The sequence below is a fragment of the Streptomyces sp. NBC_01618 genome (assembly GCF_045209435.1).
Taxonomy (GTDB): domain Bacteria; phylum Actinomycetota; class Actinomycetes; order Streptomycetales; family Streptomycetaceae; genus Streptomyces.
In genome coordinates, this window is sequence record NZ_CP109297.1 from 6,980,742 (window position 1) to 6,995,789 (window position 15,048).

The following is a 15,048-nucleotide window of genomic DNA, read 5'->3' on the forward strand; positions in this document are numbered from 1 at the left end:
GCGCACCCACGCATCCGCCGGTGGCGAGCGCACCCACGCTCGGAGTCGGCATGGTCGGATACGCGTTCATGGGCGCCGCCCACTCGCAGGGGTGGCGCACCGTGGGACACGTCTTCGAACTGCCGATGCGACCGGCTCTCGCCGCGATCTGCGGACGTGACCGGGCGGCCGTCGACGCGGCGGCGGCCCGCCACGGCTGGGCGGCGGCGGAGACCGACTGGCGGGCCCTCATCGCCCGGGACGACGTGCAACTCGTCGACATCTGCACCCCCGGCGACAGCCACGCCGAGATCGCCATCGCCGCCTTGGAGGCAGGCAAGCACGTGCTGTGCGAGAAGCCGCTCGCCAACACGGTCGCCGAGGCGGAGGCCATGGCCGCGGCCGCGGAACGCGCGGCGGCCCGAGGCCAGGTCGCCCTGGTGGGCTTCAACTACCGCAAGGTGCCCGCGATCACATACGCCCGGCAGCTGATCGCCGAGGGCCGGATCGGCACCCTGCGGCATGTCCGGGCCGCCTACCTCCAGGACTGGCTCGTCGACCCGGAATCGCCGCTCACCTGGCGGCTGAAGCGGGAACACGCCGGCTCGGGAGCACTGGGCGACCTCGGGGCGCACATCGTCGACCTGGCCCAGTATCTGGCGGGGGAGAAGCTGGTCGGGGTGTCGGCGGTCCGTGAGACGTTCGTACGCGAACGGCCGCTGCTCACCGGTCCGTCCGCCGGGCTCTCCGGCGCCGCGGACTCGGCGGCGCGTGGGGCGGTGACCGTCGACGACGCGACCCTGTTCACCGGCCGGCTCGCCTCCGGGGCGCTGGCCTCGTTCGAGACGACCCGGATGGCGGCCGGCCGGAAGAACGCGCTGCGGCTGGAGATCAACGGGCAGCTCGGCTCGCTCGCCTTCGATCTGGAACGGCTCAACGAGCTGTCCTTCCACGACCACACCGAACCCGCCACCACGGCAGGGTTCCGGCGCATCCTCGTCACCGAGCCCCAGCATCCCTACCTGGAGGCGTGGTGGCCGCCGGGCCACGCCCTCGGCTACGAGCACACCTTCACCCACCAGGCCCGTGATGTGGTGCGGACGATCGCCGAAGGGACCGCCCCCGCACCGTCGTTCGCCGACGGACTGCAGGTGCAACGGGTGCTCGCGGCGGTGGAGGAGAGTGCCGAGAAGAATTCCGTACACACCCCCGTGGCTCTGTAGGAGGTCCTGCTCATGCCCCGTCCCTTCACGCTCTTCACCGGTCAGTGGGCCGACCTGCCCTTGGAGGAGGTCTGCCGGCATGCCCGGGACTTCGGCTACGACGGTCTCGAACTCGCCTGCTGGGGAGACCACTTCGAGGTCGACAAGGCCCTGGCGGACCCCGGCTACCTGGACGACCGGCGGAAATTGCTCGACAAGTACGGGTTGAAGTGCTGGGCGATCTCCAACCACCTCGTCGGCCAGGCCGTCTGCGACAGTCCGATCGACGAACGGCACCAGGGAATTCTCCCGGCGCGGATCTGGGGCGACGGTGAACCCGAAGGGGTACGCCGCCGTGCCGCCGAGGAGATCAAGAACACCGCCCGCGCGGCCGCCGCCTTCGGAGTGCGTACGGTCATCGGCTTCACCGGCTCCTCGATCTGGCACCTCGTCGCGATGTTCCCGCCGGTCCCGCCGCACATGATCGAGCGGGGGTACGAGGACTTCGCCGAGCGCTGGAACCCGATCCTGGACGTCTTCGACGCGGAGGGCGTGCGGTTCGCCCACGAGGTGCACCCCAGCGAGATCGCGTACGACTACTGGACCACCCACCGCGCGCTGGAGGCCGTCGGCCACCGGGCCGCGTTCGGGCTGAACTTCGACCCCAGCCACTTCGTCTGGCAGGACCTCGACCCGGTCAACTTCCTGTACGACTTCCGGGACCGCATCTACCACGTGGACTGCAAGGAGGCGCGCAAGCGCCTGGACGGCCGCAACGGCCGCCTCGGCTCCCATCTGCCGTGGGGCGACCCGCGGCGCGGCTGGGACTTCGTCTCCGCCGGGCACGGTGACGTGCCGTGGGAGGACGTCTTCCGGATGCTCCGCTCCATCGGATACGAGGGGCCGGTCTCCGTCGAGTGGGAGGACGCGGGGATGGACCGGCTGGCAGGTGCGCCGGAAGCGCTTTCTACGCTGAAGCGGTACGACTTCGAACCGCCGTCGGCATCGTTCGACGCGGCGTTCGGGGGTGGCGACTGACGGGTCCTTCCCGGGGATGTTGTCCCCGGGCCCCGGTCCGGGAAGGGGCGGGCCGTGCGGGGTGGGGGATGGAGCCCAGCCACCACCCCGTGCTCGCCCCTGCCCTCACCCCGCTTTGTCCTGACTCAGGGAAAAGTTCAACATGGCCGCTGTGTAAGGGCTTTCCGTTCAGGACGAACAGGGATACCGTCCACAACGTGTACATGGCATAACTCGCGTCGCGGGCGCCCTACAGGCCCCGAACGACCTGCGCGGCAGCCCCCGCGCGGAACGGCACGGCAGCACCCGCCCGTACCACCGGCACTCTCCGGAGGACACTCGTGCACATAACCAGGTACAGGAGCAGAACCCGGCTCCGCGTCCGTACATCCCTCGCACTGCTCACCGGCGGCCTGCTCACCGCGGCCACCCTCACCCTCGGCGCCTCGCCCGGCGCCGCCGTGGAAGGACCGGCGTCGCCGGCCGCCGCCGACGCCGCGGCCGAGGAATTCCAGCAGGTCACCCTCGCCAAGGGCGCGGCCGAGACCGGCGAGCCCATGACCCTCGCCGTCCTCCCCGACCGCAGCGTGCTGCACACCTCGCGCACCGGCGAGCTGCGCCTCACCGACAGCGGCGGAAACACCCGGGTCGTCGGGTCCGTCCCCGTGTACTCGCACGACGAAGAGGGCCTCCAGGGCGTCGCCATCGACCCCGACTTCAGCAAGAACCGGGCCATCTACCTCTACTACGCGCCCCCGCTGAACACCCCCTCCGGGGACGCGCCCGAGAACGGCACGGCCGCCGACTTCGCCAAGTTCGACGGGGTGAACCGCCTCTCGCGCTTCGTCCTGAAGGCCGACGGCACCCTCGACAACGCCAGCGAGAAGAAGATCCTCGACATCCCGGCCTCGCGCGGCATCTGCTGCCACGTCGGCGGCGACATCGACTTCGACGCCCAGGGCAACCTGTATCTGTCGACCGGCGACGACTCCAACCCGTTCGCCTCCGACGGTTACACACCGATCGACGAGCGCCCCGACCGCAACCCGGCGTTCGACGCCAGGCGCACCTCCGGCAACACCAACGACCTGCGCGGCAAGATTCTCCGGATCAAGGTCGCCGAGGACGGCTCGTACACCATCCCCGACGGGAACCTCTTCGCACCGGGTACGGACAAGACCCGCCCCGAGATCTACGCGATGGGCTTGCGCAACCCGTTCCGGTTCTCCGTCGACAAGGCCACCGGCATCCTCTACGTCGGCGACTACGGGCCCGACGCGGGCGCGGCCAACCCCAAGCGCGGCCCGGCCGGCCAGGTCGAGTTCGCCCGGGTGACCGAGCCGGGCAACCTCGGCTGGCCGTTCTGCACCGGTAAGAACGACGCCTACGTCGACTACGACTTCGCGACGAAGACGTCCGGCGCGTCCTTCGACTGCAACGCCCCGAAGAACACCTCGCCGCACAACACCGGCCTCGTGGACCTGCCGCCCGCCCAGCCCGCCTGGATTCCCTACGACGGCGGATCCGTGCCCGAGTTCGGCACCGGCTCGGAGTCGCCGATGGGCGGCCCCGTCTACCACTACGACGCCGACCTCGACTCGCCCGTGAAGTTCCCCGAGGCCTACGACGGGCAGTTCTTCGCCGGAGAGTTCGGCCGGCGCTGGATCAAGGCCATCAAGCACGACGCCGACGGCACCGTCCAGTCCATCAACCCCGTTCCGTGGACCGGGACCCAGGTGATGGACATGGCCTTCGGACCCGACGGGGCCCTGTACGTCCTCGACTACGGCACCAGCTGGTTCGGCGGCGACGCGAACTCCGGTCTCTACCGCATCGAGAACGCCACCGGCGGCCGCTCACCCAACGCCGTCGCGTCGTCCGACAAGACCTCGGGCACGACGCCGCTCAAGGTGAGCTTCTCCTCGGCGGGCACCGTCGACCCGGACGGCGACCCGCTGACGTACGCCTGGGACTTCGGTGACGGCGGCACCTCGACGGCGGCCAACCCCACGTACACGTACAAGAAGAACGGCACCTACGCGGCCACCGTCACCGCCAAGGACCCGACCGGCCGGACCGCCTCCGCGAGTGTCCATGTCACGGTCGGCAACACGGCACCGAAGGTGGAACTGAAACTCCCCGGTGACGGGCAGTTGTTCGCCTTCGGCGACGATGTCCCGTTCAAGGTGACCGTCACCGATCCCGAGGACGGCACGATCGACTGCTCCAAGGTCGAGGTCCGCTTCGTCCTCGGCCACGACAGCCACGGCCACCCCATCACCACCGTCAACGGGTGCTCCGGCGTGATCAAGACCGCCGTCGACGGCGGACACGACCCGAACGCCAACATCTTCGGGGTCATCGACGCCTCCTACACGGACGGCGGAGGCGGCGGCCAGGCATCCCTGTCCGGTCACGACCAGGCGCAGCTCCAGCCGAGGCACCGCCAGGCCGAGCACTTCACCGCCTCGTCCGGGATCACGGTCTACAACAAGGCGACCGCCAACGGCGGCAAGACCGTCGGCGACATCAACAACGGCGACTGGGTCTCCTTCAAGCCGTACATCCTCGGCGACTCCAACAAGCTCACCGCCCGTATATCGTCCGGTGGCAGCGGAGGATTCCTGGAGGTACGGGCAGGCTCGGCGACCGGTACGCTCCTGGGCTCGACCCCGGTACCGGTGACCGGCGGCTGGGAGACCTTCCAGAACGTCGACGTGACCTTGCGCGACGTCCCCAAGAAGGCCACCGAGCTCTTCCTCGTCTTCAAGGGAGGCGACGGAGCACTGTACGACGTCGACGACTTCGAGCTCACCCACAGCACCGCGGCCAAGGCCGCCAAGCGGGTCCTGGTCTTCTCGAAGACAGCCGGCTTCCGCCACGACGCGATTCCCGCCGGCATCACCGCGCTGAAGGAACTCGGCAAGGGCAGCGACATCACCGTCGACGCGACGGAGGAGGCCCGCCAGTTCACCACGGACAACCTGGCGCGGTACGACGCCGTCGTCTTCCTGTCGACGACCGGTGATGTGCTCAACGCCGACCAGCAGAAGGCATTCGAGAACTACGTGGCCACCGGCGGAGGCTACATGGGCGTCCACGCGGCGGCGGACACGGAGTACGACTGGCCGTTCTACGGCGGACTCGTCGGGGCGTACTTCTCCTCGCACCCCGCCATCCAGCCCGCCACCGTCCGCGTCGAGGACCACAAGCACCCGGCCACCGCCCACCTCGACGACGAGTGGAACCGCACCGACGAGTGGTACAACTACCGCACCAACCCGCGCGGTCAGGCCAAGGTCCTCGCCACACTCGACGAGACGACCTACACCGGCGGCAGCATGAAGGGTGACCACCCGATCACCTGGTGCCAGGCATACCAGGGCGGCCGCTCCTTCTACACCGGCCTCGGCCACACCAAGGAGTCGTACGCCGAACCGGCCTTCCGAGGACTCCTGCTCGGCGGCATGCGGTACGCGGCCGGTCAGGTGAAGGCCGACTGCAAGCCCGACACCGGCTACCGGTCGATCTTCAACGGCAAGACCCTCGCAGGGTGGAAGCAGGCCGGCCCCGGAAAGTTCGACATCGTCGACGGTGAACTGCGCTCCGTGGGCGGCATGGGTCTGCTCACCTACCAGGCCAAGGAGCTCGGGTCGTACTCGCTCAAGCTCGACTGGAAGATGCAGGGCGACGACAACTCCGGTGTCTTCGTCGGCTTCCCGCAGTCCGACGACCCCTGGTCCGCGGTGAACAACGGCTACGAGGTCCAGATCGACGCCACCGACGCGCCCGACCGCACCACGGGCTCGATCTACACCTTCAAGGCGGCGGACATCAAGGCCCGCGACGAGGCCCTGCGGCCGCCCGGCCAGTGGAACAGCTACGAGATCAAGGTCCAGGGCGAACGTCTCCAGGTCTTCCTCAACGGAGTGAAGATCAACGACTTCACCAACACCGATCCCGTACGGAGCCTGAAGGACGGCTACATCGGCCTCCAGAACCACGGTGCCAATGACCATGTGTCCTTCCGCAACATCCAGCTGAAGGAACTGCCCTCGGCGTAGGGCGGTCACCGGCCGACGGCGGGCGGGGAAGGGAAAACCTCCCCACCCGCCGTCACCACCCGGCCGTCTCGCTTCGTCGTTCCTCTTCCCTTGTCGTTCCTGTTCCGCCTTCGATCCGGTTCCCTCTTCGATCCGGTTCCCTCTTCGACTCTGTTCCGTCGTTGCGCAGCGCCACTCGCTCTGCCCAGCCAGCACCCTCAGCCAGGGAGGCAGCCCGTGTCAGCATCCGCCGTTCGTACCGGAGTCTGGTTCATCGGAGCACGTGGTTCCGTCGCCACCACCGCCGCGGCGGGGTGCGCGGCGGTGGTGGCAGGGCTCCACCCGGCGGCCGGCATGGTCACCGAGACCACGCCGTTCGCCGACAGCGGGCTGCCCGCCCTCGACTCACTCGTCTTCGGCGGACACGACACCGTCGGCTGTCCCCTGCCCAAACGGGCCGAGGCCCTCGCCGCCGGGGGAGTGCTGCCGCACGGACTGCCGCAGGCCGTCCGTTCCGAACTCGCTGCCGCCGACGCGGAGATACGGACCGGCGGGCCGCTGCCCGGCGACACCCGCAGCGACGAGGAACTCATCACCGCCTTCGCCGCCGACCTCGTCGACTTCGGGCACCGCAACGGCCTGGCCAGGACGGTCGTGGTCAACGTCGCCTCCACGGAATCCGTCCCGGCCCCCGGCGACCCGCGAATGGCCGCCAGCTCGCTCTATGCCGCGGCAGCGCTCCGGGCCGGCTGCCCGTACGTCAACTTCACCCCCTCCACCGGGCTGCGCACCCCCGCGCTCCAGGACGCCGTCGCGGGCTGCGGACTTCCTCACGCGGGCCGCGACGGCAAGACCGGCCAGACGCTGCTCCGCTCCGTACTCGCCCCGATGTTCGTGCAACGCGCCCTGCCCGTACGGGCCTGGTCGGGCACCAACCTGCTGGGCGGCGGGGACGGAGCGGCGCTGGCCGACCCGGGCGCGGCCGCCGCCAAGAACGCCGGCAAGGAACGCGTCCTCGCCGACACGCTGGGAACGACGCCCGAGGGCGAGGTCCACATCGACGACGTGCCGGCCCTCGGCGACTGGAAGACGGCGTGGGACCACATCGCGTTCGACGGATTCCTCGGGGCGCGCATGGTGCTCCAGACCACCTGGCAGGGGTGCGACTCCGCACTGGCCGCACCCCTGGTCCTGGACCTGGCGAGACTGGTCGCCCGTGCCCACGAGAAGGGACTGACCGGCCCCTTGCCCCAGCTCGGCTTCTACTTCAAGGACCCGGACGGCGGCCCGGCCGCACTCTTCGAGCAGTACGGGGAACTGCTGGCCTTCGCCGACACGCTGCGGGGGGCGAAGTGACGGTACGGGCCTGGGCGGAACTGCTGCGGGTGTCGGCGCTGTTCACCGTCCCCGGCGACGCGCTCGCCGGAGCCGCGGCAAGGGGCCTGCGCCCCGACCGGGGCACCGCGCTGGCCGTCGGCGCCTCGCTCTGCCTGTACGAGGCGGGGATGGCCCTCAACGACTGGGCCGACCGTGACGAGGACGCCATCGACCGCCCGCACCGGCCGATCCCCTCGGGACGGATCGCCCCCGGCGCGGCCCTCGCGGCGGCGGGCGCGCTGACGGCCGCGGGCCTGGGCCTCGCCGCCCGGGCCGGCCGCCCGGCCCTCGCGGTCGCCACGGGGCTGGCGGCGACGGTCTGGGCGTACGACCTCCGGCTCAAACACACCCCGGCGGGACCGGCGGCGATGGCGGCGGCGCGAGGACTGGATCTCCTGCTCGGAGCCACGGCCACGGGGACCGCGAAGACACCGAAGGGCTCGGGTCCGGGCCCGGGCCCGGACCCTGGTGCGGCTGCGCGCGGCGGGATGCTCGGCGGCATGCGCAGCGCTCTCCCGGCGGCCGGACTGCTCGGTGCGCACACCTACGCCGTCACCGCCGTCTCCCGGCACGAGGCGCAGGGCGGATCCACCACCGTCCCCCTGGCCGCGCTCGCGGCCGTCACCGCGCTGGGCGCCGCGGCACTGCGCGAGCCCGGGGGCGCACTCCCGAAACCGGGGAGGCCCGAGGACACGCTCCCGCACGCGCCTCACGGCCGTACGCGGACGGCGGGCCTCTCGCACCGGCCCCGGGCCACCCCGGCGTCCGCCACCCCCCGCCTCCTCCTCACCGCGCTCACCGGCAGCTACTTCCGTACCGCCGCCGGGCCCCTCCTCCACGCCGCCCTCAACCCGTCGCCGCCGCTCACCCAGCGCGCCGTCGGCGGCGGCATCCGGGCGATGATCCCGCTCCAGGCAGCCCTGGCCGCCCGCGCCGGAGCAGCCGGAACCGGGCTCGCCGTCATGGGACTCGTCCCGCTCGCCCGCACTCTCGCCCGGAAGGTGAGCCCCACATGACGATCCGCTTCGGCTACGGCACCAACGGACTCACCGACCTCCGCCTGGACGACGCCCTCGGCCTCCTCGCCGACCTCGGCTACGACGGGGTCGGCCTGACCCTCGACCACATGCACCTCGACCCCCTCGCCCCGGACCTCTGCGCCCGCACCCGTCGGGTGGCGTCCAGGCTCCAGGAGCTGGGCCTCGGCGTCACCGTCGAGACCGGGGCCCGGTACATCCTCGACCCCCGCCGCAAGCACGGCCCGTCCCTCCTCGACCCGGACCCCGAGGCCCGCGCCGCCCGCACCCGGCTGCTCGTCCGGGCGTTCGGCATCGCCGCCGATCTCGGCGCCCACGCCGTGCACTGCTTCAGCGGCATCACCCCACCGGACACCACCCCCGACACCGCCTGGCAGCGGCTCGCCGACTCCCTCGCCCCCGTCCTGGAAGCCGCCGACCGCTCCGGCATCCCCCTGGCCATCGAACCCGAACCCGGACACCTCCTCGCCGACCTCGCCGACTTCCACCACCTGCGCGTCCTCAGCGGCGATCCACCACCGCTCGGACTCACCCTCGACATCGGCCACTGCCAATGCCTGGAGCCCGCCCCACCCGCCGACTGTGTCCGCGACGCCGCCCCCTGGCTGCGGCACGTCCAGATCGAGGACATGCGCAGCGGTGTCCACGAACACCTTCCGTTCGGCGACGGCGAGATCGACTTCCCGCCCGTACTCGAAGCGCTCGACGCCCTCTCGGACACCGGCTACCGCGGCCTGACCGTCGTCGAGCTGCCCCGTCACTCCCACGCCGGACCCGAACTCGCCCGCACCTCCATCGAGTTCCTCCGCAAGCACGGCCCATCAGGACGCTGAAACCGCGAAGGGAGCGACGACGCCATGCCGATGAACCCGACGACCACCCGGCTGCTGACCCGCAAGGAACTCGACGCCCAACTCGGCGGAGCCGCACGCGCCTGGCTCGACGAGGCCCTCGCCGAGGCCGAACACGCCGCCTCCCACCAAGACACCGAACAGCGGCCCGGCAGCCCGAACGCCGCACCGTCGTGGGAGCTGCGGTACGCGGCCGCCGGCCGGTACTGCGGACTCGAACACGCCGACTCCGTACGCGCCCTGCTGCTCATCGAGGCCCGCGCCGCACTGCCTGCCCTCACCAGGCTGTACGAGCAGGGAACCGCCGCCGAACGACGCGCCGTCCTGCTCACTCTGCACCGGCTGAACCTCGGCCCCACCGCCCTTCCGCTCGTCGAGGACGCTCTGCGCACCAATGACACCCGGCTGGTCGCCGCGGCCGTCGGACCGTACGCGGCCGCCCATCTCGATGCGCACAACTGGCGCCACGCCATTCTCAAATGCCTCTTCACCGGTGTCCCCGTCGAGGCCGTCGACCAACTGGCCCGGCGCTCGCGCGGCGACGCGGAACTCGCCCGCATGCTCGGCGACTTCGCGGCCGAACGTATCGCCGCGGGCCGCAGTGTCCCCGCCGGTCTCACCCGCGTCCTCGACCTCACCACCCCTGGCCCCGCGGCACCCACGGAGGAGTCCTGATGCGTATCTTCGACCCCCACATCCACATGACCTCCCGCACCACGGACGACTACCAGGCGATGTACGACGCGGGCGTCCGCGCCCTCGTGGAACCCTCCTTCTGGCTCGGCCAGCCCCGCACCTCGCCCGCCAGCTTCTTCGACTACTTCGACGCCCTGCTCGGCTGGGAACCCTTCCGCGCCGCCCAGTACGGCATAGCCCACCACTGCGCGCTCGCCCTCAACCCCAAAGAGGCGAACCACCCCCGCTGCACACCCGTCCTGGACGCCCTGCCCCGCTATCTCGTGAAGGACTCCGTCGTCGCCGTCGGCGAGATCGGCTACGACTCCATGACCCCGGCCGAGGACACCGCCCTGGCCGCCCAGCTCCAGCTCGCCGCCGACCACGGCCTGCCCGCCCTCGTACACACCCCGCACCGCGACAAGCTCGCCGGGCTGCACCGCACCCTCGACGTCATCCGCGAATCCCACCTCCCCCCGGAGCGGGTCCTGCTCGATCACCTCAATGAGACGACCGTAAAGGATGCCGCTGACAGTGGCTGCTGGGCCGGCTTCTCCGTCTACCCCGACACCAAGATGGACGAGGACCGCATGATCGCGATCCTCAAGAGCCACGGCACCGAGAAGGTCCTGGTCAACTCGGCCGCCGACTGGGGCCGGAGCGACCCGCTCAAGACCCGCAAGGTCGGCGACGCGATGCTCGCCGCCGGATTCGACGAGGACGACGTCGACCAGGTGCTCTGGCGCAACCCCGTCGCCTTCTACGGCCAGAGCGGCCGCCTCCAGCTCGACATCGTCGCACCGCAACCACTCCACGAGGGCAACTCCATCCTGCGCGGCGGGGAGTGAGGCGATGCGCTTCCGCCACCCCGACGGCTCCACCGTTCACCTCGCGTACTGCACCAACGTCCACCCCGCCGAGACGCTCGACGGGGTCCGGACCCAACTTCGCGACCACTGTGAACCGGTCCGCAAACGCCTGAGCCGGGACAGGCTCGGCATCGGCCTCTGGCTGGCCAGGGACGCCGCCCGCAGCCTGATCAACGATCCCTCCCAACTGCGCTCCCTGCGCGCCGAACTGGACCGGCGCGGCCTGGAGGTCGTCACCCTCAACGGCTTCCCGTACGAGGGCTTCGGCGCCGACGAGGTCAAGTACCGGGTGTACAAACCGGACTGGACCGACCCCGAGCGGCTCGCCCACACCACCGACCTCGCCCGGCTCCTCGCCGGCCTGCTCCCCGACGACGTCACCGAAGGAACCATCTCCACCCTTCCCATAGCCTGGCGCACCCCCTTCGACACGGACGCCGAGGCCGCCGCTCTCGCCCGCACCGCGCTCACCACCCTCGCGGAACGCCTCGACGCGCTGGCCGAGCTCACCGGCAAATCCATCCGCATCGGCCTCGAACCCGAGCCGGGCTGCACCGTCGAGACCACCGCCGACGCCATCGCACCCCTCACCGCCGTCGGACACCCACGCATCGGCATCTGCATCGACACCTGCCACCTGGCAACCTCCTTCGAGGACCCCAACACCGCCGTCGACGCGCTCCGCACAGCGGGCATCCCGGTCGCCAAGGCACAGCTCTCCGCCGCACTGCACGCCGAACACCCCCACCTCCCCGAGGTACGCGCCGCGCTCGCCGCCTTCGCCGAGCCCCGCTTCCTCCACCAGACCCGTACCAGCACCGCCGCCGGACTGCGCGGCACCGACGACCTCGCCGCGGCGCTCACCGGCCGGGTCCTGCCCGACGGCGCCCCGTGGCGCGCCCACTTCCACGTCCCCCTGCACGCACCCCCGGCACCACCACTCACCTCCACCCTTCCCGTCCTGCGGTCCACGCTGACCCGGCTCGTCGGTGGCGCCCGGCCCCTCACCCGGCACCTGGAGGTCGAGACGTACACCTGGCAGGCGTTACCGGCCGCGCTGCGCCCGCGCACCCGCACCCAGCTCGCCGACGGCATCGCCGCCGAACTCACCCTCGCCCGCGACCTCCTGGTCGACCTCGGCCTCAAGGAGCTCCCATGACCGCAGCCGAGCACCCGGCCGAGCAGACCACTACGGCCACCGAACCCACCGCACCCATTCCCCTCCTCGTTCTCGACGTCGTCGGCCTCACCCCGCAACTCCTCGACCACATGCCCCACCTCAAGGCCCTGGGGCAGTCCGGCACCCACGCCCCCCTCGGCACCGTCCTCCCCGCCGTCACCTGCGCCGCCCAGTCCACCTTCCTCACCGGCACCACCCCCGCCGAGCACGGCATCGTCGCCAACGGCTGGTACTTCCGCGAGCTCGGTGACATCCTGCTCTGGCGCCAGCACAACGGTCTGGTCGCCGGAGACAAACTCTGGGACGCCGCCCGCCGCGCCCACCCCGGCTACACCGTCGCCAACATCTGCTGGTGGTACGCGATGGGCGCCGACACCGACATCACCGTCACCCCACGACCCGTCTACTACGCCGACGGCCGTAAGGAACCCGACTGCTACACCCGGCCGCCCGCCCTGCACGACGAACTCACCGAGAAACTCGGCACGTTCCCCCTCTTCCACTTCTGGGGACCCGGCGCCGACCTCGTCTCCTCCCAGTGGATCATCGACGCGACCCGGCACATCCTCGACACCCGCCACCCCGACCTGGCCCTGTGCTACCTCCCGCATCTCGACTACGACCTGCAGCGCTACGGCCCCGACGATCCCCGCTCCCACCGCGCCGCCACCGATCTCGACCGGGCCGTGGCACCCCTCCTGGACGACGCCCGCCGTGAGGGCCGCACCGTCGTCGCCCTCTCCGAGTACGGGATCACGCGCGTCGACCGGCCCGTCGACATCAACCGGGCCCTGCGCCGCGCCGGCCTCCTGGAGGTCCACACCCAGGACGGCATGGAGTACCTCGACCCGATGGCCTCCCGCGCCTTCGCCGTCGCCGACCACCAGCTCGCCCACGTCTACGTACGCCGCCCCGAGGACCTCGAAGCGACCCGCGAAGCCCTCCAGGACCTCCCGGGCATCGAGCAGCTCCTCGACGACGAGGGCAAGAAGGCCAATGGCCTGGACCACCCCCGCTCCGGAGAACTCGTCGCCGTCGCCGAACCGGATGCCTGGTTCACGTACTACTACTGGCTCGACGACGCCCACGCGCCCGACTTCGCACAGCTCGTCGAGATCCACCGCAAACCCGGCTACGACCCCGTCGAACTCTTCCTGGACCCCCAGGACCCGTACGTCCGGGTGAAGGCGGCCACCGCCGTGGCCCGCAAGAAACTCGGCATGCGCTACCGCATGGCGGTCGTGCCCCTCGACCCGTCACCCATTCGCGGCAGCCACGGCCGCCTCCCCATGAGCGACGAAGAAGGTCCGCTCATCCTCTGTTCCACCCCCCATGCGTTCACCGGACCCGTCCGGGCCACCGAGGTGAAGTCCTTGCTCCTCACGCTTGCCGGCCTCGCATGAGATCGGTCCGTGCACAGCGTTTCGAGCATCTTCGAGAAAGAGAGAGACCGTGACCGCGTACAACGACGAATCCGGAACGGACGGCGCCCTGCGCCGCAGCCTCGGCGTCAGTCGCCGCCGCTTTCTGAGTACCTGCACGGCCGCTGCGGCAGCGGCGATCGCCGCGCCCGCCTTCGGCGCGTCGCCGGCCCTTGCCCAGCCCGCCCCCGACCAGGGGAAGGGCGTCGGCCTGGCTCTGGTCCCGGCGGACAGACGAGGGATCATCCTGTACACCGTGCGCGACGCCACGGGCCGGGATCCGCTCACCACCGACCTTCCCTCGGGCTTCCGTGAGGTCTTCGGGGAGCTGGCCCGCTACGGCTACCGGCAGGTCGAGTTCGCCGGGTACGGCCAGCACGCCAACGCACCCGGTGGAAGCAACCTCGAAACGGTGGAAGGCGCGAAGCTGCTGCGCTCGTGGCTGGACGAGTACGGTCTGCGCGCCCAGGGCAACCACGGCTTCATCCCGTCGTCCTGGCCGCTGAACCAGAGCGACCTGGACCGGTTCAAGCGTCACCTCGAGATAGCGAACATCCTCGGCATGGAGCACATGGGCACCGGTGGCGACCCCACCGGCAGCGCCTACCGTGCCGACTGGGACGTGGCCGCCGACAAGTGGAACACGATGGGACAGATCGCTCAGGGTGCGGGCATCAAGCTGTACACCCACAACCACGACGCGGCCTACGGCTTCCTGCTCGACGGCGGTCCGCTGGACGCACAGGGCCGCCCCACCCGCAGCTCCGGCATCCGCAAGCTGGAGTACTTCCTTCAGGTCACCGACCCGAAGTCCGTATGGCTGGAGATGGACATCTACTGGGCGCACGTCGCCCAGTACAAGTTCCACACCTACACGGCGCACGACGGGTCGCAGCAGGAGAACATCTTCGACCCGGCGGCGCTGGTCCGCGGCAACACCAAGCGCTACCCGCTGTTCCACGCCAAGGACGGCGTCGTCAACACCACCAGCGGCCAGGGCTACGACATGGTCCCCTTCGGTACCGGGGTCATCGACTACCGCACGTTCTTCCGCCGCGTCGGGGCGAAGAACTACCACAACCCGATGGTCGAGCAGGACAACGCACCGAGCTCGACCGTCCCCGCGCAGTCCCTGAACCATGCGCGGACCGGTTACGACAACTTGGCGGCGCTGCGCAAGTAGGTCCGTCGGCGGCACCGGAGGGGCGGTCCGCGCCGCACCCCGAATTCCTGAACACCGGGGAACAGCGCAAACGCCCGCCCGGTGACGTCAGGCACCGTACGCTCCACGGCAGTCGCCCGGAGCGTACGGTGCCCGACCAGCACCGCGAACCGCGCCCGGCGGGGGAGCGGCTGCCGGGCAACTTTCCGGACCGTCACCCGATGCCGTGACCGCT

Annotated in this window: 11 protein-coding genes; all 11 read left to right on the top strand. The window is 70.8% G+C overall.

What is annotated here, in order from left to right:
- Positions 1–50 precede the first annotated feature (50 nt).
- The 11 genes from OH735_RS32445 (at position 51) to OH735_RS32495 (ending at position 14,834) form a co-directional block, all read left to right on the top strand.
- The gene (locus OH735_RS32445; RefSeq protein WP_406386846.1) at positions 51–1,202 is read left to right on the top strand and encodes a Gfo/Idh/MocA family protein; all 1,152 of its coding nucleotides are present in this window, start codon (positions 51–53) and stop codon (positions 1,200–1,202) included.
- A gap of 12 nt (positions 1,203–1,214) precedes the next feature.
- The gene (locus OH735_RS32450; RefSeq protein WP_406385218.1) at positions 1,215–2,219 is read left to right on the top strand and encodes a sugar phosphate isomerase/epimerase family protein; all 1,005 of its coding nucleotides are present in this window, start codon (positions 1,215–1,217) and stop codon (positions 2,217–2,219) included.
- Between the two features lie 320 nt (positions 2,220–2,539).
- The gene (locus OH735_RS32455; RefSeq protein WP_406385219.1) at positions 2,540–6,262 is read left to right on the top strand and encodes a ThuA domain-containing protein; all 3,723 of its coding nucleotides are present in this window, start codon (positions 2,540–2,542) and stop codon (positions 6,260–6,262) included.
- A gap of 216 nt (positions 6,263–6,478) precedes the next feature.
- Positions 6,479–7,597, top strand: coding sequence for an inositol-3-phosphate synthase (locus tag OH735_RS32460; RefSeq protein WP_406385220.1), 1,119 nt, complete (start codon positions 6,479–6,481; stop codon positions 7,595–7,597).
- Positions 7,594–8,634, top strand: coding sequence for an SCO3242 family prenyltransferase (locus OH735_RS32465; protein WP_406385221.1), 1,041 nt, complete (start codon positions 7,594–7,596; stop codon positions 8,632–8,634). Before OH735_RS32460 ends, OH735_RS32465 begins: the two co-directional genes overlap by 4 nt.
- Positions 8,631–9,488: a sugar phosphate isomerase/epimerase family protein gene (locus OH735_RS32470; protein WP_406385222.1), complete on the top strand. Its 858-nt coding sequence runs from the start codon at positions 8,631–8,633 to the stop codon at positions 9,486–9,488. Before OH735_RS32465 ends, OH735_RS32470 begins: the two co-directional genes overlap by 4 nt.
- Positions 9,489–9,512: 24 nt before the next feature.
- The gene (locus OH735_RS32475; RefSeq protein WP_406385223.1) at positions 9,513–10,181 is read left to right on the top strand and encodes an EboA domain-containing protein; all 669 of its coding nucleotides are present in this window, start codon (positions 9,513–9,515) and stop codon (positions 10,179–10,181) included.
- On the top strand, positions 10,181–11,029 hold the full coding sequence (locus tag OH735_RS32480) for a TatD family hydrolase (protein WP_406385224.1): 849 nt from the start codon (positions 10,181–10,183) through the stop codon (positions 11,027–11,029). The genes OH735_RS32475 and OH735_RS32480 overlap by 1 nt, the downstream gene beginning before the upstream one ends.
- 4 nt (positions 11,030–11,033) lie before the next feature.
- Complete coding sequence (eboE, locus tag OH735_RS32485; protein ID WP_406385225.1) at positions 11,034–12,209, top strand: metabolite traffic protein EboE; 1,176 nt, start codon at positions 11,034–11,036, stop codon at positions 12,207–12,209.
- Positions 12,206–13,633: a nucleotide pyrophosphatase/phosphodiesterase family protein gene (locus OH735_RS32490; protein ID WP_406385226.1), complete on the top strand. Its 1,428-nt coding sequence runs from the start codon at positions 12,206–12,208 to the stop codon at positions 13,631–13,633. Before eboE ends, OH735_RS32490 begins: the two co-directional genes overlap by 4 nt.
- Before the next feature lie 49 nt (positions 13,634–13,682).
- Positions 13,683–14,834, top strand: a complete 1,152-nt coding sequence (locus tag OH735_RS32495; RefSeq protein WP_406385227.1) for a sugar phosphate isomerase/epimerase family protein — start codon at positions 13,683–13,685, stop codon at positions 14,832–14,834.
- The last annotated feature ends 214 nt before the right edge of the window (positions 14,835–15,048 follow it).

Bases quoted from the DNA above. Each gene is read 5' to 3' on its own strand.
- OH735_RS32450 (WP_406385218.1), top strand. From the start codon at position 1,215: ATGCCCCGTCCCTTCACGCTCTTCACCGGTCAGTGGGCCGACCTGCCC.
- eboE (WP_406385225.1), top strand. From the start codon at position 11,034: ATGCGCTTCCGCCACCCCGACGGCTCCACCGTTCACCTCGCGTACTGC.
- OH735_RS32490 (WP_406385226.1), top strand. From the start codon at position 12,206: ATGACCGCAGCCGAGCACCCGGCCGAGCAGACCACTACGGCCACCGAA.
- OH735_RS32480 (WP_406385224.1), top strand. From the start codon at position 10,181: ATGCGTATCTTCGACCCCCACATCCACATGACCTCCCGCACCACGGAC.
- OH735_RS32445 (WP_406386846.1), top strand. From the start codon at position 51: ATGGTCGGATACGCGTTCATGGGCGCCGCCCACTCGCAGGGGTGGCGC.
- OH735_RS32475 (WP_406385223.1), top strand. From the start codon at position 9,513: ATGCCGATGAACCCGACGACCACCCGGCTGCTGACCCGCAAGGAACTC.
- OH735_RS32470 (WP_406385222.1), top strand. From the start codon at position 8,631: ATGACGATCCGCTTCGGCTACGGCACCAACGGACTCACCGACCTCCGC.